This is a genomic window from Amycolatopsis sp. NPDC049688 (genome assembly GCF_040674975.1).
In the GTDB taxonomy this organism is placed as follows: domain Bacteria; phylum Actinomycetota; class Actinomycetes; order Mycobacteriales; family Pseudonocardiaceae; genus Amycolatopsis.
This window is the reverse complement of record NZ_JBFANY010000013.1, coordinates 226,617-253,463: the sequence shown is the minus strand read 5'-3', so window position 1 is coordinate 253,463 and position 26,847 is coordinate 226,617. Positions and strand designations below refer to the sequence as shown.

The 26,847-nt window shown below is 70.0% G+C and carries 25 protein-coding genes and 2 tRNA genes; 19 read left to right on the top strand and 8 right to left on the bottom strand.

The genetic code is table 11. The features are described 5' to 3' along the window. Positions 1 to 41 precede the first annotated feature (41 nt). A complete protein-coding gene (glnA, locus tag AB0J55_RS33565; RefSeq protein WP_364257708.1) occupies positions 42 to 1,466 on the bottom strand; it encodes a type I glutamate--ammonia ligase in 1,425 nt (474 codons plus the stop codon). 269 nt (positions 1,467 to 1,735) lie between these two features. Between glnA and AB0J55_RS33560 the strand changes: the two genes are divergently transcribed. Then, entirely contained in the window at positions 1,736 to 2,125 is a 390-nt protein-coding gene (locus tag AB0J55_RS33560; protein ID WP_364257755.1) for an RDD family protein, read from the top strand. A gap of 119 nt (positions 2,126 to 2,244) precedes the next feature. Here AB0J55_RS33560 and AB0J55_RS33555 read toward each other — a convergent pair whose 3' ends face one another. After that, complete coding sequence (locus tag AB0J55_RS33555; RefSeq protein WP_364257705.1) at positions 2,245 to 2,973, bottom strand: DUF4191 domain-containing protein; 729 nt, start codon at positions 2,971 to 2,973, stop codon at positions 2,245 to 2,247. Between the two features lie 65 nt (positions 2,974 to 3,038). Between AB0J55_RS33555 and AB0J55_RS33550 the strand changes: the two genes are divergently transcribed. The 6 genes from AB0J55_RS33550 to AB0J55_RS33525 all read left to right on the top strand — a co-directional run bounded on the left by AB0J55_RS33550 (position 3,039) and on the right by AB0J55_RS33525 (position 7,792). Continuing rightward, complete coding sequence (locus AB0J55_RS33550; RefSeq protein ID WP_364257702.1) at positions 3,039 to 5,126, top strand: ATP-dependent DNA helicase UvrD2; 2,088 nt, start codon at positions 3,039 to 3,041, stop codon at positions 5,124 to 5,126. Between the two features lie 207 nt (positions 5,127 to 5,333). After that, positions 5,334 to 5,591 (top strand): hypothetical protein, encoded by a 258-nt coding sequence (locus tag AB0J55_RS33545; protein ID WP_364257699.1) that lies wholly within the window; start codon positions 5,334 to 5,336, stop codon positions 5,589 to 5,591. Between the two features lie 151 nt (positions 5,592 to 5,742). Next, positions 5,743 to 6,099 (top strand): WhiB family transcriptional regulator, encoded by a 357-nt coding sequence (locus tag AB0J55_RS33540; RefSeq protein ID WP_004561189.1) that lies wholly within the window; start codon positions 5,743 to 5,745, stop codon positions 6,097 to 6,099. Beyond that, a complete protein-coding gene (locus AB0J55_RS33535) occupies positions 6,096 to 6,344 on the top strand; it encodes a hypothetical protein (RefSeq protein ID WP_364257695.1) in 249 nt (82 codons plus the stop codon). Before AB0J55_RS33540 ends, AB0J55_RS33535 begins: the two co-directional genes overlap by 4 nt. Before the next feature lie 57 nt (positions 6,345 to 6,401). Beyond that, positions 6,402 to 7,610, top strand: a complete 1,209-nt coding sequence (locus AB0J55_RS33530; protein ID WP_364257692.1) for a methyltransferase — start codon at positions 6,402 to 6,404, stop codon at positions 7,608 to 7,610. Beyond that, positions 7,607 to 7,792 carry a hypothetical protein gene (locus AB0J55_RS33525; protein WP_364257689.1) on the top strand — a complete coding sequence of 62 codons (186 nt, stop codon included), beginning with the start codon at positions 7,607 to 7,609 and terminating at the stop codon, positions 7,790 to 7,792. Before AB0J55_RS33530 ends, AB0J55_RS33525 begins: the two co-directional genes overlap by 4 nt. Before the next feature lie 653 nt (positions 7,793 to 8,445). On the opposite strand, the gene AB0J55_RS33520 is transcribed toward AB0J55_RS33525, so the two are convergent. The 3 genes from AB0J55_RS33520 to AB0J55_RS33510 form a co-directional block, all read right to left on the bottom strand. Next, positions 8,446 to 9,330: a hypothetical protein gene (locus AB0J55_RS33520; RefSeq protein WP_364257752.1), complete on the bottom strand. Its 885-nt coding sequence runs from the start codon at positions 9,328 to 9,330 to the stop codon at positions 8,446 to 8,448. A gap of 162 nt (positions 9,331 to 9,492) precedes the next feature. Continuing rightward, the gene (locus tag AB0J55_RS33515; RefSeq protein ID WP_364257686.1) at positions 9,493 to 10,833 is read right to left on the bottom strand and encodes an AarF/ABC1/UbiB kinase family protein; all 1,341 of its coding nucleotides are present in this window, start codon (positions 10,831 to 10,833) and stop codon (positions 9,493 to 9,495) included. Positions 10,834 to 10,893: 60 nt separating this feature from the next. Further along, entirely contained in the window at positions 10,894 to 11,940 is a 1,047-nt protein-coding gene (locus AB0J55_RS33510; protein ID WP_364257683.1) for a hypothetical protein, read from the bottom strand. 230 nt (positions 11,941 to 12,170) lie between these two features. Here AB0J55_RS33510 and AB0J55_RS33505 point away from each other — a divergent pair, with 230 nt between their 5' ends. Beyond that, complete coding sequence (locus AB0J55_RS33505) at positions 12,171 to 12,680, top strand: M48 family metallopeptidase (protein ID WP_364257680.1); 510 nt, start codon at positions 12,171 to 12,173, stop codon at positions 12,678 to 12,680. A 132-nt stretch (positions 12,681 to 12,812) separates the two neighbouring features. On the opposite strand, the gene AB0J55_RS33500 is transcribed toward AB0J55_RS33505, so the two are convergent. After that, a complete protein-coding gene (locus tag AB0J55_RS33500; RefSeq protein ID WP_364257677.1) occupies positions 12,813 to 14,177 on the bottom strand; it encodes a zinc-dependent metalloprotease in 1,365 nt (454 codons plus the stop codon). Between the two features lie 101 nt (positions 14,178 to 14,278). On the opposite strand from AB0J55_RS33500, the gene AB0J55_RS33495 reads away from it, so the two are divergent. Continuing rightward, on the top strand, positions 14,279 to 15,385 hold the full coding sequence (locus AB0J55_RS33495) for a S16 family serine protease (protein ID WP_364257674.1): 1,107 nt from the start codon (positions 14,279 to 14,281) through the stop codon (positions 15,383 to 15,385). Here AB0J55_RS33495 and AB0J55_RS33490 read toward each other — a convergent pair. Next, positions 15,382 to 15,921, bottom strand: a complete 540-nt coding sequence (locus tag AB0J55_RS33490) for a PPA1309 family protein (RefSeq protein WP_364257671.1) — start codon at positions 15,919 to 15,921, stop codon at positions 15,382 to 15,384. The genes AB0J55_RS33495 and AB0J55_RS33490 overlap by 4 nt on opposite strands. A gap of 149 nt (positions 15,922 to 16,070) precedes the next feature. On the opposite strand from AB0J55_RS33490, the gene AB0J55_RS33485 reads away from it, so the two are divergent. After that, positions 16,071 to 19,079 (top strand): UPF0182 family protein, encoded by a 3,009-nt coding sequence (locus AB0J55_RS33485; protein WP_364257668.1) that lies wholly within the window; start codon positions 16,071 to 16,073, stop codon positions 19,077 to 19,079. Between the two features lie 67 nt (positions 19,080 to 19,146). Next, a tRNA-Met gene (locus AB0J55_RS33480) sits at positions 19,147 to 19,220 on the top strand. A gap of 129 nt (positions 19,221 to 19,349) precedes the next feature. Here the strand turns inward: AB0J55_RS33480 and AB0J55_RS33475 are convergent. Continuing rightward, a complete protein-coding gene (locus tag AB0J55_RS33475) occupies positions 19,350 to 20,771 on the bottom strand; it encodes an FAD-dependent monooxygenase (protein WP_364257665.1) in 1,422 nt (473 codons plus the stop codon). Positions 20,772 to 20,867: 96 nt separating this feature from the next. Between AB0J55_RS33475 and AB0J55_RS33470 the strand changes: the two genes are divergently transcribed. The 8 genes from AB0J55_RS33470 to AB0J55_RS33435 all read left to right on the top strand — a co-directional run bounded on the left by AB0J55_RS33470 (position 20,868) and on the right by AB0J55_RS33435 (position 26,813). After that, positions 20,868 to 21,452: a TetR/AcrR family transcriptional regulator C-terminal domain-containing protein gene (locus AB0J55_RS33470; RefSeq protein WP_364257662.1), complete on the top strand. Its 585-nt coding sequence runs from the start codon at positions 20,868 to 20,870 to the stop codon at positions 21,450 to 21,452. 78 nt (positions 21,453 to 21,530) lie between these two features. Further along, a tRNA-Met gene (locus tag AB0J55_RS33465) sits at positions 21,531 to 21,607 on the top strand. Positions 21,608 to 21,987: 380 nt separating this feature from the next. After that, positions 21,988 to 22,488 (top strand): helix-turn-helix transcriptional regulator, encoded by a 501-nt coding sequence (locus tag AB0J55_RS33460; protein WP_364257660.1) that lies wholly within the window; start codon positions 21,988 to 21,990, stop codon positions 22,486 to 22,488. A gap of 63 nt (positions 22,489 to 22,551) precedes the next feature. Next, positions 22,552 to 23,649 carry a peptide chain release factor 2 gene (gene prfB / locus AB0J55_RS33455; protein ID WP_364257657.1) on the top strand — a complete coding sequence of 366 codons (1,098 nt, stop codon included), beginning with the start codon at positions 22,552 to 22,554 and terminating at the stop codon, positions 23,647 to 23,649. A 112-nt stretch (positions 23,650 to 23,761) separates the two neighbouring features. Then, entirely contained in the window at positions 23,762 to 24,451 is a 690-nt protein-coding gene (ftsE, locus tag AB0J55_RS33450; RefSeq protein WP_043776592.1) for a cell division ATP-binding protein FtsE, read from the top strand. A 43-nt stretch (positions 24,452 to 24,494) separates the two neighbouring features. Beyond that, on the top strand, positions 24,495 to 25,388 hold the full coding sequence (ftsX, locus tag AB0J55_RS33445; protein ID WP_364257654.1) for a permease-like cell division protein FtsX: 894 nt from the start codon (positions 24,495 to 24,497) through the stop codon (positions 25,386 to 25,388). Positions 25,389 to 25,434: 46 nt separating this feature from the next. Continuing rightward, positions 25,435 to 25,917: an SsrA-binding protein SmpB gene (gene smpB, locus AB0J55_RS33440; RefSeq protein WP_003082092.1), complete on the top strand. Its 483-nt coding sequence runs from the start codon at positions 25,435 to 25,437 to the stop codon at positions 25,915 to 25,917. Then, positions 25,914 to 26,813, top strand: a complete 900-nt coding sequence (locus AB0J55_RS33435) for an amidohydrolase family protein (RefSeq protein ID WP_364257651.1) — start codon at positions 25,914 to 25,916, stop codon at positions 26,811 to 26,813. Before smpB ends, AB0J55_RS33435 begins: the two co-directional genes overlap by 4 nt. The last annotated feature ends 34 nt before the right edge of the window (positions 26,814 to 26,847 follow it).

Sequence of the window (26,847 nt, the reverse complement as noted above, 5' to 3'; positions counted from 1 at the left end):
TCGCTCCTCGCCACCGGCGTGTCCAGGGCCGTACTACCGGATCACACGTCGTAGTACAGGGCGAACTCGTACGGGTGCGGGCGCAGGCGCAGCGGGTCGATCTCGTTCTCGCGCTTGTACGAAATCCACGTCTCGATCACGTCCGGGGTGAACACGCCGCCCTCGAGGAGGTACTCGTGGTCCGCCTCCAGCGTGTCCAGCACCGTGCCCAGGTCGCCCGGGACGAGCTTGACGTCCTTGGCCTCCTCGGGCGGGAGCTCGTACAGGTCCTTGTCGATCGGGTCCGGCGGCTCGATCTTGTTCCGGATGCCGTCGAGGCCGGCCATCATCATCGCCGAGAACGCCAGGTACGGGTTGCCCGACGAGTCCGGGCAGCGGAACTCGGCGCGCTTGGCCTTCGGGTTGTTGCCCGTGATCGGGATCCGGACACACGCCGAACGGTTGCGCTGCGAGTACACCAGCGAAACCGGGGCCTCGAAGCCCGGGACCAGGCGGTGGTAGGAGTTCACCGTCGGGTTCGTGAAGGCCAGCAGGCTCGGGGCGTGCTTGAGCAGGCCGCCGATGTAGTGGCGCGCGGTGTCCGACAGGCCGGCGTAGCCCGACTCGTCGTGGAACAGCGGCTGGCCGTCCTTCCACAGCGACTGGTGGCAGTGCATGCCCGAGCCGTTGTCGCCGGCGAGGGGCTTCGGCATGAACGTCGCCGTCTTGCCCGCCGCGAACACCGTGTTCTTCACGATGTACTTGAACAGCTGCAGGTCGTCGGCCGCGTGCAGCAGCGTGTTGAACTTGTAGTTGATCTCGGTCTGGCCGGCGGTGCCCACCTCGTGGTGCGCGCGCTCGATCTCGAAACCGGTGTTCGTCAGGTTACGGACGATCTCGTCGCGCAGGTCGGCGAAGTGGTCGACCGGCGGGACCGGGAAGTAGCCGCCCTTGAACTTCGTCTTGTAGCCCTGGTTGCCGCCGACCTCGTCGGCGCCGGTGTTCCACCAGCCCTCGATCGAGTCGATCTCGTGGAAGGAGGCGTGCTCGGCGGAGTCGAAGCGGACCGAGTCGAAGATGTAGAACTCGGCTTCGGGACCGAAGTAGACGTTGTCGGCGACGCCGTACTCGGAGATGTACTGCTCGGCCTTGCGCGCGATGTTGCGCGGGTCGCGGCTGTACGCCTCACGGGTGAACGGGTCGTGCACGAAGAAGTTGAGGGCGAGCGTCTTCGCCTTGCGGAACGGGTCGATCCGCGCGGTCGCCGCGTCCGGCAGGAGCAGCATGTCGGACTCGTGGATGGACTGGAAGCCGCGCACCGAGGAGCCGTCGAACGCGAGACCCTCTTCGAAAGCCTCTTCGGTGAAGGCCTTCGCGGGGACCGTGAAGTGCTGCATCACGCCGGGCAGGTCGCAGAACTGGACGTCGATGACCTCGACGTCCTCGTCGGCGATGAGGCGCTGGATGTCGTCTGGAGTAGTGGGCACCCTCGGTGACTCCTTCTCGTTCGAGCTCGTACGGCAGTGCTCTCTTCGGCTCACGCTAAAAGTGCGGTGTTGCCCGACCGTCACCCGTATGTTTCGCCGGTGTTAACGGGTGGTCGATATCGGGTATCCGACCAGGTCGGATGTGCTCCACGCCACCGGCATACCCTAGACGGGTGGCGAGATGGACCGGTGAATGGCTACCCGGCACCGGCGACGGCGCTCAGGGCACTGATCAAGAGGGCGCGCGCTGGCCCGGTGAGAAGTTCGGTTTGCCCGAATCGGGCGTTGGCGCGGCGGCGAGCGGGGGCGCGCGGCTGCTCGGGCTGATCGTCGACCTGGTCATCGCGGCCCTGGTCACGGCGATCTTCCTGCACCCCAGCCTGCAGGATCCGGCGGCGATGCAGCAGTTCAACCTGTGGTCCGGCGGCGTGTGGGCGATCATCTCGGTCATCTCGGCCGGCTTCTTCGGCTTCACGCCCGGGATGGCCGTCGTGGGCATCCGCGTCGCCCGCCTCGACGGCGCGGCGCTGGTCGGCCCGGTGCGCGCGCTGGTCCGGGCGGCCCTGACGTTCGTGATCATCCCGGCGGCGGTCCGCAACGCCGACGGCCGCAGCTGGCTCGACCGGCTGACCGGCACGGTGGTCATCCGGATGCGCTGAGGGGCGTTCGACGGCCCGGCCCTCGCCTCCTCGCCGGTCCGGCCGCCGTCGCCCGGCGACGTGCCGAGCGAAAAGGCCCCTGTCCGGATCCGGACAGGGGCCTTCGTCGTCTGCTGGAGTCAGCGGCGGCGGATCGTCCGTTGGACGTTGCGCATCTTCGCGCCGGCGGGCATCGGGCCCTTCGGGAGCGCCGCGCCGCGGTTGCCGAGGGCGGCCAGCTTCGCCTCGAGGGCGTCGACCTGGGCCGGCTTCAGGTTGCGGGGCAGCTTCATCAGGTAACCCTGGAGCTTCTTCAGCGGGAGCTGGCCGTCTTCGTGGCCGATCGTCACGTCGTAGATCGGCGTGTCGCCGATCAGGCGGGAGACGCGCTTCTTCTCCTGGGCGAGCAGGGTCTTCACGCGGTGCGGCGCGCCTTCGGCGACCAGCACCACGCCGGGACCGCCGAGCACCCGGTGCACCGCGTCGAGCTGGGTCGTCGCCGCGACCGTCGGCGTCACCTTCCAGCGGCCGCGCAGGTTCTCCAGCGCCCACGCCGCGGCGCCGGGCTGGCCGTCGGCCTTCGAGTAGACCGTGCGCTGGACGCGCCGGCCGAAGATGATCATGGCGAGGAGGCCGCCGAGGATCAGGCCCAGCGGCAGGAGCACCCACTGCGCGTCGAAGAAGAACCCGACCCCGAACAGGACGCCGGCGACGACGACGATCGCGCCGACCATCCACGGGATGAGCCAGGGGTCTTCCTTGCGCTGCATCTTGAAGGCCTCGAAGAGCTGGCCACGGCGTGCCTTGCTCGCCGCGCGCTTCTCCTTCTTGGCCTGCTTGGCCGCTTCCTTGTCCTGCTGTCCCGCCATATGACCAGGATACGGCCGCGTGCCCCTGCCCCGATTCCCCGTCCCCCTCTGCGAGGATGCCGGACGTGACCGGCGTACTTTCCCCCAAGAGCCTGAACCGTTTGCTCGATGGTCTCGACCCCGAGCAGCGCGCCGCCGCCAGTGCCCCGCGGGGGCCGGTCTGCGTGCTCGCCGGGGCCGGCACGGGCAAGACCCGGACGATCACCCACCGCATCGCCCACCTCGTCCGGTCGGGGCACGTTTCCGCCGGTCAGGTGCTTGCCGTCACGTTCACGACGCGGGCCGCGGGCGAAATGCGGACGCGCCTGCGCGGCCTCGGCGTCGACGCGGCGCAGGCCCTGACCTTCCACGCCGCCGCGCGCCGCCAGCTGCGTTACTTCTGGCCGCGGGTGGTCGGCGACCGGCCGTGGGACCTGATGGAGAACAAGCTGCGGTTCGTCGGCCAGGCCGCGAACCGGGCCCGGCTCGGCACCGAGGTCGAGGTCCTGCGCGACCTGGCGAGCGAGATCGAGTGGGCGAAGGCGTCGCTGGTCAGCCCGGACGACTACCCGGCCGTCACCGCTCGCGCCCAGCGGGACATCCCGGCGCCGGCGGCGCAGGTCGCCGAGGTCTACCGCACGTACGAAGAGCTGAAGACCGCCGCGCAGGTCCTCGACTTCGACGACCTGCTGCTGCACACGACGGCGGTGCTCGAGGAACACGGCGTCGTCGCCGAGGAGTTCCGCGACCGCTACCGCTGCTTCGTCGTCGACGAGTACCAGGACGTGACGCCGCTGCAGCAGCGCCTGCTCGACGCGTGGCTCGGCGGGCGCGACGACCTCACCGTCGTCGGCGACGCCAACCAGACCATCTACTCCTTCGGCGGCGCGTCGCCGCGGCCGCTGCTCGAGTTCACGCGCCGCTTCCCGGACGCCACCGTCGTCCGGCTCGAGCGCGACTACCGGTCGACGCCCGAGGTCGTCGCGCTGGCCAACCGGGTGATCGGCGCCGCGCGGGGCCGCCCGGCGGGCTCGCGGCTGAAGCTGATCGGGCAGCGGCCGCCGGGGCCGGAGCCGCGCTTCGCCGAGTTCGACGACGAAGCGGTCGAGGCGGAGGCCGTCGCCCGGCGGGTGCGGGAGCTGCTGGACGGCGGGGTCGCGGCGAGCGAAATCGCGATCCTCTACCGGGTCAACGCCCAGTCCGAGGCCTACGAGTCGGCGCTGGCCGACGCCGGCGTCCCGTACCTGGTGCGCGGCGGCGAGCGGTTCTTCAACCGGACGGAGGTCCGGCAGGCGATGTCCGCGCTGCGGGCGGCGAGCGGCGACGGCAGCTCCGACCTGGTCACGACGGTGCGTTCGGTGCTCGCGCGGGTCGGCCTGACCGAGTCGCCGCCCGCGGGTGGTGCGGCGAAGGAGCGCTGGGACGCGCTCCTGGCGATCGTCGAACTGGCCGAAGAGCTCGCGGCGACGGTCGCGGACGCGGACCTGCCGCGCTTCTGCGCCGAGCTCGACCAGCGCGCCGCGGCCCAGCACCCGCCGACGGTGGAGGGCGTGACGCTGGCGTCGCTGCACGCCGCGAAGGGCCTGGAGTGGGACGCGGTGTTCCTCGTCGGCCTCGCTGAGGGCACGATGCCGATCCTGCACGCCGGCGACGACGAAGCGGCTATCGAGGAGGAGCGGCGGCTGTTCTACGTCGGCGTCACGCGGGCCCGCGAGCACCTGTGGCTGTCGTGGGCGCTGGCCCGGACGCCGGGCGGGCGCCGCAACCGGCGGCGCAGCCGGTTCCTGTACGGCCTGATCCCGGAGGACCACCCGGCCGCCCGGGTGGCGCGGTCGGCCCAGCAGAAGGCGGCGCCGGTGAAGGCGGCGCGCTGCCGCGTCTGCGGCGGGCCGCTGCTGGAGACCATCGACGTCAAGCTGGGCCGGTGCGGGCGCTGCCCGTCCACAGTGGATGAGGGCCTGCTGGAGCGGCTGAAGACGTGGCGCGCGGACCGGGCGCGCGAGCTGAAGGTGCCGGCGTTCGTCGTGTTCACGGACGCGACCCTGATGGCCATCGCCGAGCAGCGCCCGGCGGACGAGGCGGCGCTGGTGTCGATCTCCGGCATCGGCGCGACGAAGCTCGAACGGTTCGGCGCCGAGATCCTCGGCGTCGTCCGGGCGTCGACGGGGTCTTGACCGCGTCCGGACCATGATCGACGCGGCGAACCCGCTGCTCAGGGGCGATCTTCGTAACTTCGAGGATTTTCCCGTTAATTGAGTTGCCTCGGTGTGGTGCGGAGCAATAACCTGCCAGTACCGAGCCCGAAGGGCTCGGCTGGGGATCCACGTTGCAGCGCCGCTCGGCGGCCGTGTGTGCAGAGTACAGAAGGAGGTGCCGGTGAAATGACCATCAACATGACGCTCACGAACCCTGGCACCCGTCTGTCCTGCGCCGCGGAAGTCGCGGTCGCTTCGCGCCCGGGCACCGGTGTGTCCGTGAGCGCGCACGAGATCCGTGGCATGGCGCGCGTCGAGCGTCGTTGGGCCACCGGTGTCGTCGTCTTCGGGACGCAGGGCGTTCTCGCCGCGTACCCGCAGGCCGATCTGCCGACCATCAAGCAGTTCCGTGTTCCGTTGTCGATACGGGAGCGAAGTTCCTGACCTAGTCAGGACACGAGGCTCACGAAGGCCGCGGAACCGGAAACCCCGGATCCGCGGCCTTCGTGTTTTTGGCTGCACAACCCAAGAGGAACCAGCGTTGCCCAGCTCCGTCACCCAACCGAAAACCCGTACGACACAAGGAGGAACCACCATGTCTTCGGCCATCGCCTACACCTCGGGTGAGGCAATATTCGCCGACCTGCTCGACCCGATCGCGGTGCCCGACGTGGCGCTGCCCTGCCGTTCCGGCGACGCGGACCTGTGGTTCGCGGAGTCGCCGGCCGAGCTCGAGCGGGCGAAGGCGCAGTGCGCCGACTGCCCGGTCCGCGAGGCCTGCCTGGCGGGCGCACTGGCCCGGCGCGAGCCGTGGGGCGTCTGGGGCGGCGAGATCTTCGAGCGTGGCGTCGTGATCGCGCGCAAGCGGCCCCGCGGCCGCCCGCGCAAGAACGCAGCGGTCGAGCCCGCCGCGGCCAAGGCCGCCGGCGATCACCGGAGCGCCGCCGCATGAGCGTCGAACCGGTTACCGCGAAGGACTACGAAGCGCGGATGTGCCGTCCGCAACTGCAGTTGACGAAGACCGAGATCGAGGAGATCAGCGAGATGTTGCTGTATGAAGAACTGTCCAGGGCCCGAATACGGGATCTGGAGGAGGGGATCCGCGCCCAGCGGGCCCGAGGTAGCGCACGCGCGGTCCGCCGCTGGACGCGAGTAGCCCGATGGGCGGCTCGCCGGGCGGAGCGCCACCAGAGCTGAAGAGGAAGGCCCCTGCCGCCCCCGGCGGCAGGGGCCTTCCTGGTGTTCAATGGGCCGATGCCCGGACACACCCACGACGACATCGACTGGGCGGACCGCCTGACCCAGCTGCGCATGGCGGACACGCTGGACGCATCGGCGCTGACGCCGGTCGCCCGGCGGCTGGTGTCCGGTTTGCCGGACCGCCCGACGATCGTCGACGTCGGCTGTGGCGCGGGTGGGATGAGCGTGCTGTTCGCGCGCGAGCTGGCTCGCCGGGGTGGAGGCCGGGTGGTGCTGGTCGACGCGACACCGGAGCTACTCGCCGAGGCGGAGCGGGCTGTGGCTGGTGCCGCCGATGGGCCGGCTGGGGCGGGGTCGGTCGCCGGCTCTGCCGAGGTCGCCGCCGAGGTGGGGCGGGCCGTGGCTGGTTCCACCGCGGGCGATGGGCGGTCTGGTGGGCCGCCTGCGGTGGGGTCGGCCGCTGACTCTGTTGACGTCGTCGAGGCGGGGCGAGCCGTGGCTGGCCCCGCGGAAATCCACGAGCGGTCGGGTGGGCTGGCTGGGGCGGCATCGGCCGCTGGCTCCGCTCAGGTTGCACAGGCTGCGGGTGAAGCGTCGGCTGGTTCCGGTGGGTCGGTTGCCGGCTCTGTTGAGGTCGTTGGCCAGGCCGGGGGTGAGGCATCGACTGGGTCGGCCGCCGGCGCTGTTGAGGTTGTCAGCCTGCTTGGGGATCTTGCCGATCCCGGCCTGGCCGTGCCCGCTGCTGATCTCGTGTGGGCTTCCGGCGTTGTGCACCATGTCGGTGATCAGCAGGCCGCGCTGCGTACGCTCGCCGGGCTGTTGCGGCCGGGTGGGGTGCTGGCCATTGGCGAGGGCGGGCTTGAGCTGCGTTGCCTCCCGTGGGAGCTCGGGGTCGGGCGGCCCGGGCTGGAGCAGCGGTTGCACGCCGCGCGGGCTGCGTGGTTTGCCCGGATGCGCGCCGGGCTGCCGGGCAGCGTTGCGATGCCGTACGGCTGGACGCGCGCACTTCGGGAAGCCGGTCTCTCGGACGTGGAGTCCTTCGGCGCGCTCATCGACCACCCGATGCCGGGTTCGGAACTCTTGCGCGAATACGTCGTGCACCGCATCGGATGGCTCGCCGACTGGGCCGCGGAGTGGCTCGACGTCGACGATCGCGCCGCGGTCGCGGCCCTGACCGATCCGCAAGGACCGCACTTCCTCGGCCGCCGGGACGATCTGTACCTCTTCGGCGCCAAGGCAATCCACTGTGGACGGTCCCGGTGAGCGCGCCGGAGCCACAGGTGTGCACGCGCTGCGGCCACACCCGCACAGCCGACGATGACCCGGTCACGGCCCTCGCCTGGGTTTCCACGCGGGAGCGCGGTGCGGTGCGGTGGCTGTGCCCGGACTGCGCGAGGCAGCATGTGCGCGACATCGAGGGCAAGCTCCCGGACGAGTACTGGTGACCAAATCGCACTCCTGAGTGGTTGAGGCGGCGGGTTTCGCCGCGAACGGATGGAACGGCGGGGCGGGTTGCGCGGCCGGCCCCGCTCGGGCGGGTGGCCGCCTCCCCGGCCGAGCCCGCGGGCCGGGTCGGCAGGTGGGCTGATTGCTCGGTGCAGCGCGCCGACCCTCCGTGGCGCGGCCCGGGCCGCGAGCCGCTCATCCGGCGCGCGAGCCAACACGCCGGACCTGGGAACCGACCTTCCCGTGCGCGAGCCAACCAACCGTCCGAACCGCGACCCGCCCCACACGCGAACTTGGTGGTTGAGCCCGTGGCTCGCGTGATCGGATCCGTAACTCGCGTGATCGAGGGCGGAACTCGCGTGATCGGAGGCGGAATTCGCTTGTTCGGACGGGCATCTCGCGTGATTGAGGAGGCATCACACGTGTCTGGAGGGGCATCTCGTGTGTTTGGAGGGGCATCTCGTGTGTTTGGAGGGTCGGCTCGCGTGATTGGAGGGTCGGCTCGCGTGTCTGGAGGGTCGACTCGCGTGTCTGGAGGGTCGACTCGCGTGTCTGGAGGGTCGACTCGCGTGTCTGGAGGGTCGGCTCGTGGGCCTGGAGGGTCGGCTTGCGTGACTCGAGGGTCGGGTTGTGGGCGTAGGGGGTGGGTGGGTCAGGCTGCGTCTCCTTCTGAGGTCAGGGGGATTACTCGGACCTTGGGGCGGGGGGTTCGGGAGGCCTCGCCGAAGGCTCGGGCCAGTTCCTGGGCCACCTCTTCGGGGACCTGGCGGAGCTGGCGGACCGTGCAGCGGACCAGGACTATGCCCGTCGCCGCCAGGGCCAGGTGGCTGAAGCCGCCTCCGGGGCCTGGGGTGCAGCGGTACTGCCAGGCCAGGCCTATCTCGTCCCACCATGCGTCCGCTTCGCCGAGGCGGCGGCCTCGGCGGTCGCAGATCGTCTGGTCCCAGCTCGGTGGGGGCAGAGGTGCCAGGTCCAGGATGCGGGTGGCCAGGCCGTGGGCCTGGATCGGGATCTCGTCGAGGTCGCGCAGCACCTTGCGGACCGCCGCCGTGCCGCGTTGGGGGCCTTCGGCCAGCTCCAGCAGCAGCTCCTGGCGGCTGCACAAGCCCCAATACAGCGGCAACGTCACCAGGTGGCGGATGCGGGCCGGGTCCGGCTCGGTGCGGGCCAGGTCCAGCGTGGCGCGGGCCGGTGGGGCGAACGGCAGGTCGTCGACCACCACCGGGTCCGGCAAGCGGGCCGTGCGGGCCAGCCTGACCCCTTCGCACGCCGCCACCCGGCAGTGGTCGGGGACCAGCAGGCGGATGTCGCCCGCCTCGCACTTGACGCCGTGGGCCTGCAGGGCGTCGGCGCCGGTGATCACCACCTTCGGCCCGTATCGCACCAGCAGCGCGTGCAGCAGCTGCTGCCGCGTCGGCGCGGTGTTGCGCAGCAGGACGACACCGGGGTGCAGGCGGCGCCACGGCCCGCCGGGGCCGCAGAGCCGCCGGGTTCTTCGGTCCGATACCCCGGCCCTTCGCAACTGTTCGAGGTTCATCACCTCGCCCGGACCGGGATTACCGAGGGACAGCGGGTCGGTGCACTGAGTAGCAGTCATGCTTCGAGCATGGCGGCTCGGCCAACCGGGTGGAACCCCGTCCGCCGCACCTGTGGACAACTCGGCGGAATCCCTCCGTTCGGGGCGCCACCTGTGGACAACTCAGGCGGCGAACCCGGGCTGCCAGCGCTCCACGATGCCGCGCGCCGGGATCTCGGCGTCGAGCTGGCAGAGGATGCCCGTCGACCCCGCCGTCACCCGGTGGATCATCAGGTACTCGGGCGGCAGGTTGAGCATCCGGCCGACCCGGAAGTCGTTGCTGCGGCTGTCGCCGACCCGGCCGGCCTGCTTCTGCATCCACCGGCGGGTGAAGTGGAACGTCGGCGCGGCCAGCGGCTCGGTGAACGGCGCCAGGTACGCCAGTACCTCCTCCGCCGTCAGGTCGCTGTCCGGCCGGATGAAGCGGTTCTCCCGCAGCAGGCGCATCAGCCCGGCCGACTCGCCGTCGAGGGCCAGCCGCGTCATCTCGCCCAGGTGGCGGGGGATGCCCTCCGGCAGCCGGGCGACACCGCCGAAGTCGATGACGCACAGCCTGTCGTCCTCGGTGATCATGAAGTTGCCCGGGTGCGGGTCCGAGTGCAGCAGGTGGACGCGCTCGGGCGAGGAGTAGTGGAACTCCGTCAGCAGCCGGCCCGCCAGGTTGCGGGTCTCACGGTCGCCGTCCGCGATCACCTTGGACAACGGGGTGCCCGTCACCCACTCCGTGACGACGACCTTCGGCGCGCTGGCCACCACCCGCGGCACCAGGATGCCGGGATCGCCGTCGAACGCCTTCGCGAACGCCCGCTGGTGCTGGGCCTCGGCCTGGTAGTCGAGCTCCTCGTTCATCCGCTCGGCGAGCTCGGCCAGCAGCGGTTTGACCTCGGTGCCGGGCACGAACGCCTGGAACAGCCGGCTGAACCGCTGCAGCTGCCGCAGGTCGCTGCGCAGGGCCTCGTCGGCGCCCGGGTACTGCACCTTCACCGCGACCGTGCGGCCGTCGTGCCAGACCGCGCGGTGCACCTGGCCGATGCTCGCGGCCGCCGCCGGCTCGTCGTCGAAGGACGCGAACCGGCTGCTCCAAGTACGGCCCAGCTGCTCGGCGAGCACCCGGTGGGTCTGCCGGGACGACATCGGCGGCGCTGCGGCCTGCAGCTTCGTCAGGGCTTCGCGGTAGGGCTTCGCCATGTCGTCCGGCACCGCCGCTTCGAACACGCTCAGCGCCTGGCCGAACTTCATCGCCCCGCCCTTGAGCGTGCCGAGCACCTCGAACAGCTGCTCGGCGGCCTTGGCCGACAGCGTCGCGCTCACCTGCTCCGCGCTTTGGCCCGCGAGCCTCTTGCCCCAGCCGCCCACCGCCCGGCCGGCGATGCCGAGCGGGAGACTGGCGAGCTTGGCGGTGCGGGCGGCACCCTTGCGCGGCATCGCGGTGTCACGATCGCCCGGGTCGCGGAAGTCGGTCACACCGGCGATTCTGCCTTGCGGCGACGATGGCGCGCAGCCTGCGCGCGATGACTTAGTGGTCTACGTCTCCCGCCGTACCCCTTGGGCGCCGCAGCCGCAGCGCGGGTGTGGCGGCCAGCGGCGGTGGCGGATGCGGCCGTCGAAGGCGTCGATCTCGAGAGTCGCGTTCCACGCCGGTGGCGCCGGCGAGGCGGGGGAGAGCAGCCGCATGGCCTGGGCGGCCGCCAGCGACGCGCAGGCGTGGACCGCGCCGAGGTCGGGCCGCTGGTGCCGGCCGGCGAGCTGCCCGGCGACGCGGGGCCAGCACGGGTCGCGGTCCGTCCGGTGCAGGTCGGCGCAGCGCAGGCACGAGCTGCGGCCCGGCACCACCAGCGGGCCGACGATGCCCGTGCCGTCGCGGACGCGCGCCGCCAGGTGCGGGACGCCGTCCTCCATCAGCTCGGCGACGTGCTCGGGGGCGGGCACGACGGCGTCGGTGAGGAGGGTCAGGTCCGGGTACCGGTCGTGCAGGCGGGTGACCCGGACGCCGGGGTCGACCCGGCGGAGCAGGTCGGCGAGCGCCTGCCGCCGGGGCCGCCCGAGGTCCGCGTCGGTGAGGCCCGAGCCGAGGTCGTGCTCGGTCACCGCACCGGACACCCGCAGCTCGACGTGCCCGATGCCGGCGTTCGCCAGCAGCACGGCGACGGCGACCGCTACCCGGCCTTCGCCGTGGACGGTGATCGCGGCGGCGCGCCTGCGGTCCACGAGCGCGGCCTGGTGGTGGCGGGCCCGCAGCGACCAGAGCCCGCACTCGCCGCGGAGCCCCGGGCCGTCGGGCCGGCCGGCGTCGGTGACCAGGCCGAGCGCCGTCAGCTGCCGCAGCAGGGTCCGCAGCTGGTCGCGGTGTTCGCTCTCCGCGAGCAGGAGCCGCTCGACGGGCTTGCTGCCGTCGAGCGCGCGCACCCTCGCGGCGAGGTCCGGGGTGAGGTTTTCGACGATCACGCCGTGGCGCGGGTCGAGGCCGATCTGGATCTCGCGCGGGCCGCGTTCCAGCACGGTGAGGCCCGGGAGCAGGGCGGGATGGGCCGGCAGGATGACCGGGGGCATGTCCGCGGTGGAGAGGAGCATGTCCGCAGGATGGCACCCGGCGGCGACGGGGAAGCCCGGGAAGGCGCCGGATCGGCCGAGTTGTCCACAAGTGGAACCGGCTGTGGACAACTCGGGTCTGTGACCTCGAAGCGCTCGGAGTTGTCGGTGCCTGGCCTTACCGTTGTCGGGTGGTCGAAGCACGGACGCCCTCGCTGAGAGGCAGGGGGGAGACGAACCCCCCGTCGGACACACCTGGACACAAGGTCGAAGTGCGGCGCAGCCAGCGCCGGCACCGGACGGTCACCGCGTACTGGAAGGACGACACGCTCGTCGTGCTCATCCCCGCGCGGATGACCAGGGCGGAGGAGAAACACTGGGTCGCCGAGATGGAGCGCAAGCTGCAGCGCGCGGAACCACGTCGGCCGGCGGCCCCGAAGACGTCGGACGATGCCCTGCTGGCGCGCTGCGCGCTGCTGTCGGGCAAGTACCTGGACGGCACCGCGACGCCGGCGAGCGTGCGGTGGGTGCAGCCCATGCGCACGCGGTGGGCTTCCTGCACGCCGGTCGACGCGACCATCCGGGTCAGCGACCGGCTGCGGAAGGTGCCTCCCTGGGTGCTCGACTACGTGCTGGTGCACGAGCTGGCGCACCTGCGGGAGCCGGGGCACGACGCGGCTTTCTGGGCGCTGGTGCGGCGGTACCCGAAGACGGAACGCGCGATGGGGTACCTCGAGGGGCTGGCGGCTGCCGCCGGGTGGGGGATCGATACGGAGTGTTGAGCGGGTGAGGTGACCGGGGTGGCCTGCGGGTCGCCCCGGTTGCTTCGCGGGCCGGGTCGAGCAGGCCCCACGACAGCGAAAGGCCGGTGACCCGCGAAGCGGACCACCGGCCTCTCGAAGACCTCCCCCGGACTACGCCGGGGTTTCGCCCTCCTCGGGCGGGGTGTTCTTCCCCTCGCGCTCGGAGCGCTCCGCCTGCTCCGTGCGCTCCAGCTCGGCGATCGGGTCGAGGCCGTCGAGCAGGTCGGGCGCGCCCACGCGGTCCGCGAAGTCGATCGGCTCGTCCAGGTCCTCCGCCGTCGGCATCAGGTCCGGGTGGGACCAGAGGCCGTCGCGCTTCTCCGTGCCGTGGCGGTCGCCCACCAGCTTCCACAGATTGCTCGCGTCCCTCATGCGGCGGGGGCGCAGCTCCAGGCCGACCAGGGTGGCGAACGTCTGCTCGGCCGGGCCGCCCGTCGCGCGGCGGCGGCGGAGCGTCTCGCGCAGGGCGTCCGCTCCCGGGAGGCGATCGCCCACCGCTTCGGCCACCACCACGTCGACCCAGCCTTCGACCAGGGCCAGCAGCGTCTCCAGGCGCCTCAGCGCCGCCTTCTGCTCCTCCGTCGTCTGGGGCTCCAGCAGCCCCGACGACATCGCTTCCTCGATGCTCGCCGGGTTCGCCGGGTCGATCTGGCCGGCCAGGGACTCCAGGGCCGACGTGTCGACCGAAATCCCGTGCGCGAACTCCTCGACCGTCGCCAGCAGCCGCTGGCGCAGCCACGGCACGTGCGTGAACAGGCGCTGGTGCGCCGCCTCGCGCGCCGCCAGGAACACCAGGATCTCGCTGTTCGGCAGCTCCAGGCCCTCGGCGAACTTCTCGATGTTCGCCGGCAGCAGCGCCGACGTGCCCGCCGGGGCCAGCGGCAGGCCGATCTCCGACGACGTCAGCATCTCCGACGCGAGCTGGGCCAGCGCGTTGCCGAGCTGGGAGCCGAAGGCCATCCCGCCCATCTGCCCCATCATCTGTAGCAGCGGGCCCGCGGCCTGCTTGGCCTCCTCGGGCAGCGCCTGCATCCAGGCACCCGAGATCTGCCGCGCCACCGGGTCGCACAGCCGCTGCCACGTCGGGAGCGTCTTCTCCACCCAGGACCGCGGGGACCAGGCCACCGTCGACGTCGCTCCGGCCGGGAACACCGTCGCCGCGTCGAGCCAGAGCTCGGCGAGGTGGGCGGCGTCACGGACCGCGGCGTTCGCGTCGTCGCCGCCGCGGAAGCCGAGCTTGCTCTCTCCGGTGTTGCCCTCGCTGCCGAGGGTCTGCAGGGCGATCTGCTTGGCGAGGTCGTAGTTCACCGGCCCGCTGGAGCTGCCGGCCTGGCTGAGCATCTGGCCCAGCTGGCTCAGCATCTGCCCGAGCTGGTTGAAGGCCTCGGCGCCGGACTGCGGCCCGCCCTCCGAGGGGTCGTTCTCACCTCGTTTGTCGGGATCGGAAGGTCCGAAGCCGAACGGGGGTTTGCTCATGTGTCCACCGTACGCGGGTCGAGGGCCGTCGAGCGCGTCAACCGGACCCATGTGCGTGGCCTTCACCGAGAAGCGAACGCGGTCACCGTACGCTGTCGGGCGTGACCAAGTCTTCCGAGGAGACCGCCCCCGCGAAGAGCGCTCCGGACCCGGTGGCGGAGCCGCCCGGCGAGGCCCGGCGGATGACCCGGCGCGGCTGGACACTGGTGGTCAGCGGCGCGCTGTTCCTGATCTTCGTGGTGGTCGGCTCGGTGGTGCCGGTGCCGTTCGTGGCGATCAGCCCGGGCCCGACCTACGACACGCTCGGTCGCGACGCCGCCGGCAACCCGGTCATCCAGGTCACCGGGCACGAGACGCACCCGACCACCGGCGAGCTGCGGATGACCACCGTCTCCCTGCACGACGGCGTCACCCTCTTCCAGGGCCTCGGCTTCTGGGCCAGCGGCCGGTTCGCCCTCGCGCCGCGCGAGGAGTACTTCAAGCCCGGCGAGACGAACGAGCAGGTCAAGCAGGAGAACATCCAGCAGCTGCAGGACTCGCAGACGAACGCCCAGGTCGCCGCGCTGCGCAAGCTCGGCTACCCGATCAAGGTGCTGGCCAAGCAGATCGTCTCCGGCAGCCCGGCCGACCACGTGCTCTCGCCCGGCGACAAGCTGATCACCGTCAACGGCAAGAAGATCGTCGAGGCCGCCGACGTGCGGGCCGCGCTGACCGGCACCCTGCCCGGCCAGACCGTCCAGATCACCTTCCAGTCCGACGGCCAGCCCGAACGGACCGTGCCGCTCACCCTCGCCGCGCGCCCCGACCGCAAGGAGGGCTTCATCGGCCTCACCGCGGTCGACCGGGCCGACGCGCCGTTCACCGTCAACATCTCCCTGCAGGACGTCGGCGGCCCGTCGGCCGGCCTGATGTTCACCCTCGCCATCATCGACCGGCTGCAGCCCGGCGACCTGGCGGGCGGGCGGCACATCGCCGGCACCGGCGAGATCACCGAGACCGGCGAGGTCGACCCGATCGGGGGGATCTCGTTCAAGGTCGTCGGCGCCCGTGAGGCGGGCGCCACCGACTTCCTGGTCCCCGAGCACAACTGCGCCGAGGCCAAGTCCAACGCGCCCGCCGGGCTCAACCTCATCAAGGTGTCCACACTGGACGACGCGCTCGCGCAGCTGGCCAACCTGAAGGCGGGCCGTCCGACGGCCTCCTGCTAGGGCAGCAGCGTGGCCTTCAACGCCTCGACCAGATTCGGGGCCAGGTCCGGGCTTTCCACGATCTCGTCGACCGATTCGTCCGTGCCGGCCCCGCGCAGCCGCATCACGCAGGCGCCTTCGCCGTCGCGCAGCACCGCGGCCACGAGGCGGGCTTCCGTCCGCTGCGGATGGTCGGCGGCCGCGCGGCGGAGGCTCTCGGCGTCCGCTTCGGCGACGTCCGGCAGCTCCGACTCCGAGCCCGGCGGCAGCACGATGATCTCCTGGGCCAGCGCGCACCCGATGACCAGGTCCGGCCAGGCGATCCGGCCCAGCGCCTCGGCGAGGTCGCCCTCGGGCAGCGCCTCCTGGGCCACCGGGGTCAGCGGGTTCGCCCGGTCCAGCTGGCCGGCCAGCTCCGGCTGCTCGTCCAGCAGCGCCGCCGTCGGCACCAGCGCGAACAGCTGCGGCGGCTGGTCCCAGCCGCCCGCGGCCATGAAGTCCTCGATTTCACGGGCGAGCGCGGCCACGCCGGCCTGTCGCGCTTCGTTCGCTGCCATGCGCACATCGTGTCAGGTCCGCCGGGGTGGCGGCGCCGCGAGTCCGGTTTGGGCGGGTCCCGGGAACTTCACCGGGCATCCGTAGAGTTAGGGAATCAGGGGGCGCACGCGCCCCTGCTCAAGTGTTGACGAAGACAGGAGCGTGTGCCGTGGCGACTCGGCCCCCGGTGAGCCTGCCGAAGCTGTCCCGGCGGAGCCGGATCCTCCTCATCATCGCCGCGGTGATCGTGCTGGCGCTGTTGCTCGGGGCCCGCCTCCTCGACACGTACGTCGACTGGCTGTGGTTCGGCGAGGTCGGGGCGCGGGAGGTGTTCACCACCCAGGTGATCACCCGGATCATCCTCTTCTTCGCCGTCGGGCTGCTCGTCGGCGGCGCGCTGGCGATCAGCCTGATGATCGCCTACCGGACGCGCCCGGTGTTCGTGCCGATCTCCGGCGCCGACGACCCGCTGGCGCGCTACCGCTCGGCGATCGTCGCCCGCATCCGCCTCTTCGGCGTCGGCATCCCGGTGCTCACCGGCCTCATCGCCGGATTGTCCGCCCAGGGCGACTGGCAGGTCGTGCAGCTGTTCCTCAACGGCACCTCGTTCGGCCAGACCGACCCCGAGTTCGGCAACGACGTCGGCTTCTACGCCTTCGACCTCCCGTTCTTCAACTGGCTGCTCGGCTGGCTGTTCATCACCGTCGTCATCTCCTTCTTCGGCGCGCTGATCTCCCACTACGTCTTCGGCGGCATCCGGCTGGCCGGCAAGGGCGGCCAGCTCGCCGGCCCCACCCGCGCGCAGCTCGCCATCACCGTCGGGCTCTTCGTGCTGCTGAAGGCGGTCGAGTACTTCTTCGACCGCTACAACCTGCTGCTGTCCGACCGCGGCGCCCCGCTGTTCATCGGGGCCACCTACACCGACCTGAACGCGGTCCTGCCGGCCAAGCTGATCCTGCTGTGCATCTCGGTGTTCTGCGCGATCGCGTTCTTCGCCGGCGCCTTCCTGCGCAACCTGCAGCTCCCGGCCATCGCGCTGGTGCTGCTGATCCTGTCGAGCATCCTGGTCGGCGTCGCCTGGCCCGCCATCCTCGACCAGTTCTCGGTGAAGCCGAACGCCAACGAGAAGGAAGCGACGTCCATCGGGCGCAACATGGACGCCACCCGCCGCGCCTACGGCCTCACCGACGTCCAGTACCAGCCCTACACCGGCAAGTCGGACGCCACCCCGGACCAGATCAAGGCCGACACCGGGACGATGTCGAACATCCGGCTGCTCGACCCGAACATCCTTTCCGACACCTTCACCCAGCGCGTCGGCCGCGAGAACTTCTACGGCTTCCCGGCCAAGCTGGACATCGACCGCTACACCGTCGGCGGCGTGACGCAGGACTACATCGTCGCCGCCAAGGAGATCAAGACCGAGGGCCTCACCGGCAACCAGACCAGCTGGATCAACAAGCACCTCGTCTACACCCACGGCAACGGCTTCGTCGTCGCGCCGGCCAACACGATCGACCGCGCGGTCAAGGACGCCAACTCCGACGGCGGCTACCCGATCGCGACGACCAGCGACACGCAGAACCCGGCGGGAGCCGGCGCGCCCGCGTCCGGGCAGCCCGGCATCGAGGTCAAGGAACCCCGCATCTACTACGGCGAGCTGTCCGCCGCAGAGTCCGACTACGCCATCGTCGGCGGCACCTCCGGCAACGCGCCCGGCGAGTACGACACCGCGACCGACCGCTACACCTACAAGGGCACCGGCGGCGTCGCCATCGACAACTGGTTCAACCGCCTCGCCTTCGCCGCCGAATACGGTGAACGCAACATCCTGTTCTCCGACGCCATCGGCGACAACTCCAAGATCATGTACAACCGCGACCCACGCGACCGCGTCAGCAAGATCGCGCCGTGGCTGACCCTCGACGGCGACCCGTACCCGGCAGTCGTCGACGGCAAGATCCAGTGGATCATCGACGGCTACACCACGCTCAACAACTTCCCGTACGCCCAGCAGACACAGCTCGGCGCGGCCACCAACGACTCCCTCAACGGCGTCGCCCGCCAGGCCAACAGCTCCATCAACTACATCCGCAACTCGGTCAAGGCCACCGTCGACGCCTTCAACGGCACCGTGACGCTGTACTCGATCGACGACAAGGAACCGGTCCTCAACGCCTGGGAGAAGGTCTTCCCCGGGCTCGTGAAGCCGAGCTCCGACATCTCCCCGGACCTGCGGGCCCACTTCCGCTACCCCGAGGACCTCTTCAAGATCCAGCGTGAACTGCTGTCGCGCTACCACGTCAGCAACCCGCAGGAGTTCTACTCGCAGCAGGCGTTCTGGAGCGTCCCGCAGGACCCGACGGCCGAAGGCGGCTCCAACCCGGCGGCGGCCGGCGCGGCCAACCAGCCCGGCTACTACGTCCTCGCCGACACCCCGGGCCAGACCAAGCCGACGTTCCAGCTGACCAGCTCGCTCACCGGTCTGCAGCGGCAGTACCTCGCGTCCTGGATGTCGGTCTCCTCCGACCCGAACGACTACGGGAAGATCCGCGTCCTCCAGCTGCCCAGCGCGGCCACCGGAGCCACCCAGGTCGACGGGCCCGTCCAAGTCCAGAACCGGTTCCAGAGCGACTCCCGCGTCGCCCAGGACCGCACCCTGTTCAACAACCCCAACGTCACCCCCATCTACGGCAACCTGATCACGCTGCCGGTCGCCGACGGCTTCCTCTACGTCGAACCCGTCTACATCCGGCAGCGCAACCAGAACAGCTACCCGCAGCTGGCCCGCGTCCTCGTCTCCTACGGACCCAAGGTCGGCTACGGCGCCACCCTCCAGGAAGCCCTCGACCAGGTCTTCGGCGCGGGCACCGGCGAAGCCACCACCACGCCGCCGCAAGCCGGCCAGCCGACCACGACCCCGCCGTCGTCCACCAACCCGAACCCGACCACCACCCCGCCCGCCAACAACGGCGGCGGCAACGCAGCCCTCGACAAGGCCGTCGCCGACATCCAGGCGGCCATCGCCAAACTGAAGGCCGCCCAGCAATCCGGCAACTTCACCGACCAGGGCACGGCCCTCGCCGCCCTCGACGCCGCGGCCAAGGCCTACGAAGCCGCCAAGACCGCAGCCCCCGGCACCAGCACGCCACCGCCCACCAGCCAGCCCGGAGGGTGACGTCGGTAACGTCAACGGCACCTGCTTTGCACCCGCCCGAAAGGCAGGCGTAAGGTAGGTGCCACGACGCGGGGTGGAGCAGCTCGGTAGCTCGCTGGGCTCATAACCCAGAGGTCGCAGGTTCAAATCCTGTCCCCGCTACAGAGGTTGGAGGCGTGTGCCCGCGGAAAGCGCGGGCCGCGCCTCCTTCGCATTTGTTCTGGGGGTCGAACCCCCAGACCCCCGCCAGGGGGGCTTCGCCGCCCCTGGACCCCCCTGCGGGTGGTTGCGTTATTGGGTTAGCCAGGCTTCTGTGGAACCTGTTGTGTTGGCTATGTAGCCGTCTGGGCGGACCAAGACCTTTGTTGCGTCTGGGTAGGGGAGGTTGGGGACTTCGGCTACTAGTACCTCTGTGTGGGGGCTTGGGGTTGGGGTTTTTGTCAGGAGGACCCAGTTTCCTTTGTGGAATAGGGTGCTTGCGGGGCCGGTTGGGGTGGGGAAGTCGGGGAGGCGGGTTCCTGCTGCTGGGTGGGGGTCTTCGGTTGGGTATTTGATGTTCAGGCCTGAGACCAGGCCTGATAGGTGGTGCTGGACTTCGGGGATTTCTGTCAGGGATCGGAACAGGGACCGTAGGGCCAGCTGGTTGGGGTTTGTGGGGATCAGGGCGTTCTGGGCTGCGATGTTGTCCAGGACTTCTTGGGCTACCGTTCGGCGCTCCTGCTCGTATGTGTCCAGGAGTTGTGCGGGAGCGTGGTTGCGTATTGTGGCTGCCAGTTTCCAGCCCAGGTTCATTGCGTCCTGGATTCCCAGGTTCAGGCCCTGGCCTCCGGCCGGGAAATGGGTGTGGGCCGCGTCGCCCGCCAGCAGGACTCGGCCCACCTTGTAGTGGGCTGCCAGGCGGCTGTCGTCCGAGAAGCGGCTTGCCCAGCGGATTTCGGCGATCTCGGCCTCGGGGCCGAAGCGTTCTGACACCGCTGCGCGGACTTCGGCCGGGGTTACCTCGGCTCGGAGGTTCTGTGGGCGGTTCAGGCGGTCTCCGAAACTGATCCGGTAGAGGTTCGGCTCCGCCAGGGGAATCACGCCGATGAACTTGCCGGCGCTCTGGGACGTCACCACGTTCGTCATCGAGCGCCACTGTGTCGGGGCTCCCGGGGGCGTCGACGCGAACAAGACGTCCGCGGCCACGCCGTGGCCCTGGCCTTCTATGCCTTCGAACGGCATGTTCAGGGCCTTGCGGACCGTGCTGCGGCCGCCGTCGCAGCCCACCAGGTACTTCGCCCGGATGCGCAGGTCGCCTGCGGTGATCGTGACGCCGTTCGCGTCCTGGGTGAAGCCCGTCAGCTCGTGGCCTCGCCTCACCTTCACGCCCTGCTCCGCCAGACGCTCCTCCAGAGCCGCTTCGACCTCGGCCTGCGGGATGCCCAGCTGGTAGGGGTGGCGGGTGTTCCAGCCCGCGTAGCTCACCGGGATCACCGCGAAGTGTCCGTCCGCGACAGTCGCGAACGAGCGGTCCTCCGCCCGGCCCAGCAACCCCCGCAGGTCCAGGACTTCCGCCGTGCGCGGTTGCAGATTCAAGGCCTTCGACAAGCCCGTTCGCTCGTGCATCCGCTCGAGCACCAACGTGTCCACTCCGGCCAGTGCCAGCTCGTTCGCCAGCATCAAGCCCGTGGGGCCCGCGCCGGCGATCACCACCTCGGTGGTCAGGTCCGCCATCTCCCCAGCTCCTTAACAAAGTTAAATTGACCTGCTCCGAGGATGCCCTTAACATCGTTAAGGTGTCAACCCCGGATCTTGAGGAGACCGTCGGACATGGCTCTAACCAGGCAGGACATCGCGCGATCCGGGCTGAAGCTGCTCAACGACGTCGGGCTCAACGGCCTCACCCTGCGGCTGATCGCCGGTGATCTCGGGGTCAAGGCGCCCGCGCTGTACTGGCACATGAAGAACAAGCAGGAACTGCTCGACGAGATGGCGACGCAGATGTACCGGGATTCCGTCGCGGACCGCGAGCCGCCGGCGTCGCTGGGGGAGTGGGACGGCGTTGCGCACCGCGCCCGTGCGCTGCGGCGGATGATGCTCGCCTATCGCGACGGCGGAAAGGTTTTCGCTGGTACCTACCTCGGCGACATGAGTCTCGTCGGCCCGCACCCGCTGCGCCGGAGCATCGAGGCCGGGCTCGACGAGGGGCGGGCCAGCCGCGCCACCTTCACCGTCTACTGCTTCGTCATCGGCTACGTGATCGAAGAGCAGGCTGTCCGGCCCATGCCCGGGGAGTTCGACGAGCGATACCGCGAGTCCGCCGGTGAGGCCGTGCTCGGGGACGCCGACGCGCGGTTCGAGGACGGGCTCTCCATGGTCCTCAGTGGAGCCCGCCAGTGGCTGGAGGCGGCGTAATGCCAGGTCAGGCGGTTTTCGGGACCCCGGTGTCAGGCACCTGGCGACGCCGTGTAATCTATTCAAGTACCACAACGGCGCGGGGTGGAGCAGCTCGGTAGCTCGCTGGGCTCATAACCCAGAGGTCGCAGGTTCAAATCCTGTCCCCGCTACCACCAAGAGGCACGTTTCCGGAAAATCCGGGAACGTGCCTCTTTTGTCATGCCGGAACGGCTTTCGCTGCCGACTTTTCCGCCGAAGCCGGGAAAAACTGCGGATCCCACGATGTGGACGCCCTTCCGGGGTGGTTGCGGTGCGTGGCCACGGTCCGCCAAGCCGGGGAGTGCCGCCCGGCGAACTCACCTGCCTGGAGGTTGCCGAGGCGGTTCGCGTGCGTCTGGTTGGACCAAAAAACCCTGGGAGCGGTTGCAGAGCGTATTCAGGTCCACAGTGGACCGCCTCGCATTGGGCCGAACGAGGGGATCTCACTAGCCACAATGGACAGATACGCTGACCACTGTGGACACAGCGGCCGATAAGTGGGAATCTAGGGGGCGTGTCCGAATTGAATGCAACAGCCGCCGCCCTGCTCGGTCTGCTCCACGACGGTCCCGCCACCGGCGGGCAGCTCGTCGCGGGAGCCGGTGAGCGGTTCGGTGCCTTCTTCAGCGTCACCCGCAGCCAGGTGTACCGGGAGCTCCCGGCGCTGTCCAAGGAAGGCCTCGTCCGGCTCGGCAAGCAGGGCCCGCGCTCCAGCCAGCAGTACCTGATCACCGCCGCCGGCAAGAAGGCCTTCAAGGCCTGGCTGACGTCCGAAGCCGGCCCCGACCACCTGCGCAGCCCGCTCATCCTGCGGCTCGTGCACGCGGGGTCGCTGACGGCGAAGCAGCGCCAGTCGCTGCTCGACTCCGCCCGGACCAGCTACAGCCAGCAGCTCGACGACGCGAGGGCGGCCACCAAGGCGGCCGAAGGGCCGTACGAAAAGGCCGTCGCCGAGTTCGCCCAGGCTCAGGCCAAGGCCGCGCTCAAGCTGCTCGACGCCATCCCCGCGGCCTGAGGTTCGCGCGCCCACGACCGGTGCTCGCAACCGGTCGTGGGTTTTGCCGTAACCTTGACAAACGTGAGTGATGAGTTCGATGCGGCACTGAGGGACCTGGCCGGCAAGCTGACGCAGATCGAGTCGGTGATGGACCTGGACGCGCTGCGTGCCCAGGTGGCCGACCTGGAACAGCAGGCCTCGAGCCCCACGCTCTGGGACAACCCGGAGGAGGCCCAGAAGGTCACCAGCCAGCTGTCCCACCGGCAGGGCGAGCTGCGCCGGGTCTCCGACCTGCGCCAGCGGCTCGACGACCTCGGCGTGCTGTACGAGCTCGCCGAGGCCGAAGGCGACTCCGGCAGCCTGGGCGAGGCCGAGACCGAGCTCGCCGACCTCGGCAAGGCCATCGACGGCCTGGAGGTCCGCACGCTGCTCTCGGGCGAGTACGACGACCGCAACGCCGTCGTCACCATCCGCTCCGAGGCCGGCGGCGTCGACGCGGCCGACTTCGCCGAGATGCTGCTGCGCATGTACCTGCGCTGGGCGGAGCGGCACAACTACCCGACCGACGTCTACGACATCTCCTACGCCGAAGAGGCGGGCATCAAGTCGGCGACGTTCAAGGTCAGCGCCCCCTACGTCTACGGCACCCTCTCGGTCGAGCAGGGCACCCACCGGCTCGTCCGGATTTCGCCGTTCGACAACCAGAGCCGCCGCCAGACGTCGTTCGCGCACGTCGAGGTGCTGCCCGAGGTCGAAGAGGTCGACCACGTCGACATCCCGGAAAAGGACATCCGGGTCGACGTCTACCGCTCATCGGGCCCCGGCGGGCAGAGCGTCAACACGACCGACAGTGCGGTGCGCATCACGCACCTGCCGACCGGCATCGTCGTCTCCTGCCAGAACGAGAAGTCGCAGCTGCAGAACAAGGCGGCCGCGATGAAGGTCCTCCAGGCCCGGCTGTTGCAGCGGAAGAAGGAAGAAGAGCGCAAGGAGATGGACGCGCTCAAGGACGGCGGCTCCAGCTGGGGCAACCAGATGCGCTCCTACGTGCTGCACCCGTACCAGATGGTGAAGGACCTGCGGACCGATTTCGAGGTCGGCAACCCGACCGCGGTGCTCGACGGCGACATCGACGGTTTCCTCGACGCCGGGATCCGCTGGCGGGTGCAGACCGCTTGATCGGCGCAGGGGGTGTTTGCGTGACCGCTCACCGTACGCAAACACCCGCTGCTCCACTTGGGTGGACCGGGCAACCGGGGCTTCACGAGACCGGTGGGTAGTATGCCGAATCGTGATCCGGCTCGAAGAGGTTTCCAAGGTCTACAAGACCTCGACGCGGCCCGCGCTCGAGCGGGTGTCCGTCGACATCGAAAAAGGTGAGTTCGTCTTCCTCATCGGTCCCTCGGGATCGGGGAAGTCGACCTTCCTCCGGCTCCTGCTGCGCGAAGAGACGCCGACCAAGGGCCGCGTGATGGTCTCCAACTTCGACGTCGCCAAGCTGGCCCGCCGCAGGGTCCCGCGCCTGCGGCAGACCATCGGCTGCGTCTTCCAGGACTTCCGGCTGCTGGCGAACAAGACCGTCGCCGAAAACGTCGCGTTCGCCCTCGAGGTCATCGGCAAGCCCGGCCCGACCATCAAGAAGGTCGTCCCCGAGGTGCTGGAGCTCGTCGGCCTCGACGGCAAGGCCGACCGGCTTCCCAACGAGCTCTCCGGTGGTGAACAGCAGCGTGTCGCGATCGCGCGCGCGTTCGTGAACCGGCCGCTGGTTCTGCTCGCCGACGAACCGACCGGGAACCTGGACCCCGACACCAGCCAGGACATCATGCTGCTGCTGGAGCGGATCAACCGCACCGGCACGACCGTCCTGATGGCCACCCACGATCACTCCATCGTGGACTCCATGCGGCGCCGCGTGGTCGAGCTGCAGCTCGGCCGGGTGATCCGCGACGACGCCCGCGGCGTCTACGGCATCGGTCGCTGACCACCCCGCCCCAGCCCCCGACTTTCAAGGACCTGCACCCGCCATGCGCGCCAGTTTCGTCTTCAGTGAGGTAATCACCGGCCTGCGCCGGAACGTCACGATGACCATCGCGATGATGCTGACCACGGCCGTGTCGCTCGCCATGCTCGGCGGCGGCCTCCTCGCCGTGCGGACGATCGACAAGATGAAGGCCAACTTCCTCGCCGACGTCGAGGTTTCGGTCTACCTCACCGACGACATCAGCGCGGGCGACAAGAACTGCACGCAGGCGCTGTGCCAGTCGCTGCGGACGTCGTTGCAGAGCAACAACGGTGTCGAGTCGGTCGTGTTCGAGAACCGCGACCAGGCGTTCGACCGGTTCAAGAAGATCTTCGAGAGCCAGCCGGAGCTGATCGCCCTCACCGGTCCCGAGTCGCTGCCCGCGTCGCTGCACGTGAAGCTGAAGGACCCGGACCGCAGTGACGCCATCGTGCAGGAGTACGCGGGCAAGCCGGGCGTGCGGAAGGTCGACGACCAGAAGAAGTTCCTCGACCGCGTGTTCAACGCCTTCAACGGTGTCCGGAACATGGCCTTCGGGGCCGCGCTCATCATGGCGATCGCCGCGCTGCTGCTGATCGCCAACACGATCCAGGTGTCCGCGTTCACCCGCCGCACCGAGGTCGGCATCATGCGGCTGGTCGGCGCGACGCGGTGGTACACGCAGCTGCCGTTCCTCCTGGAGGCGGTGGTCGCCGGTGCGGTCGGTGCGGTCCTCGGGATCATCATGCTGATCATCACGAAGGCCGGCTTCCTCGACTCGGTGTTCACCGGTGATGTGTTCCCGAAGATCACCATGCTGGAACTGCTGTTCCCGGTCGCGCCGATCCTGCTCGCGGTGTCCGTGGTGATCTCCGCCATCACCGGGTACGTCACGCTGCGGCTGTACGTCCGGCACTAGTTTTAACCGGCTGCTTGTCGCTCCGAGAATCACGTAGAGTGGTCGTATGCCCAAGGAACGTGGCCAGAAGGTGATCGTGTCGAACCGCAAGGCTCGGCACGACTACTCCATCCTCGACACCTACGAGTGCGGTCTCGTGCTCGTCGGCACCGAGGTCAAGAGCCTGCGCGAGGGCAAGGCGTCACTGGCGGACGCGTTCGCGACGGTCGACGACGGCGAAGTGTGGCTGCGCAACGTGCACATCCCGGAGTACACGCAGGGCACGTGGACGAACCACATGCCCCGGCGGACCCGGAAGCTGCTGCTGCACCGGCGGGAGATCGAGAAGCTCATCGGCAAGACCAAGGAGAGCGGGCTCTCGCTGGTGCCGCTGTCGATGTACTTCAAGGACGGCAAGGTCAAGGTCGAGATCGCGCTGGCCCAGGGCAAGAAGGCCTACGACAAGCGGCAGGCGCTCGCCAAGCGCGACGCGGACCGCGACATCAGGAAGGCGATGGGCCGCGCGCTGAAGGGCCGGTTCACGGAGTGACGGCCGGCCCGGCTTCCGACGCGGACGTCGCGCGCTGGGCGGCGTCGCTGGGTCTGCCGGGCCTGGTCGACCTGCACGTCCACTTCCTGCCGAAGCCGGTGATGGACAAGGTCTGGGCGTACTTCGACGCCGCCTCGACGCACTACGGCACCGAGTGGCCGGTGTTCTACCGGACGTCCGAAGAGGACAGGCTGGCCACGCTGCGCTCGCTGGGTGTCACGCGCTTCGCACCGCTGGTCTACCCGCACAAGCCGGGGATGGCGGAGTGGCTGACTTCGTGGGCGCTGGAGTTCGCGGCGCGGGTGCCGGACGCAATCCCGACCGGCACCTTCTACCCCGAGCCCGGCGCCGGGTCCGCTGTGGACGGTGCGCTGCGGGCCGGCGCCCGGGTGTTCAAGGCGCACGTGCAGGTGGGCGCGTACGACCCGCGTGACGACCTGCTGAAGCCGGTGTGGGGCGCGCTCGCCGACGCCGGCGTTCCCGTCGTCGTCCATTGTGGACACGGTCCGTTGCGGGGCGACTTCACCGGGTTGACGGTCTTCGAAGAGGTGCTGGCGCGGCACCCGAACCTGACGGCGGTGCTCGCGCACGCGGCGATGCCGGAGTTCGGGGCGGCGTTCGAACTCATGGCGAAATACCCGCGGGTGCACCTCGACACCACCATGGTCGGGGTGCCGTTCGCCGAGGCGATGTCGCCGCTGCCGCCGGACTGGACGGCGCGGCTGGCGGAGTTCGCCGACCGGGTCGTGCTCGGCACGGACTTCCCGAACATTCCGTACTCCTACGCGACGCAGCTGCAGGCGATCGCCGGCTGGGCGGCCGACGATCGCCTGGGGGAGCCGTTCCTGCGGGCGGTCCTGCACGACACCCCGCTGCGCCTGCTCCGCGCCTCGTGAGTGAGAAACAGTGTTAGAACACTGTTTCTCACTC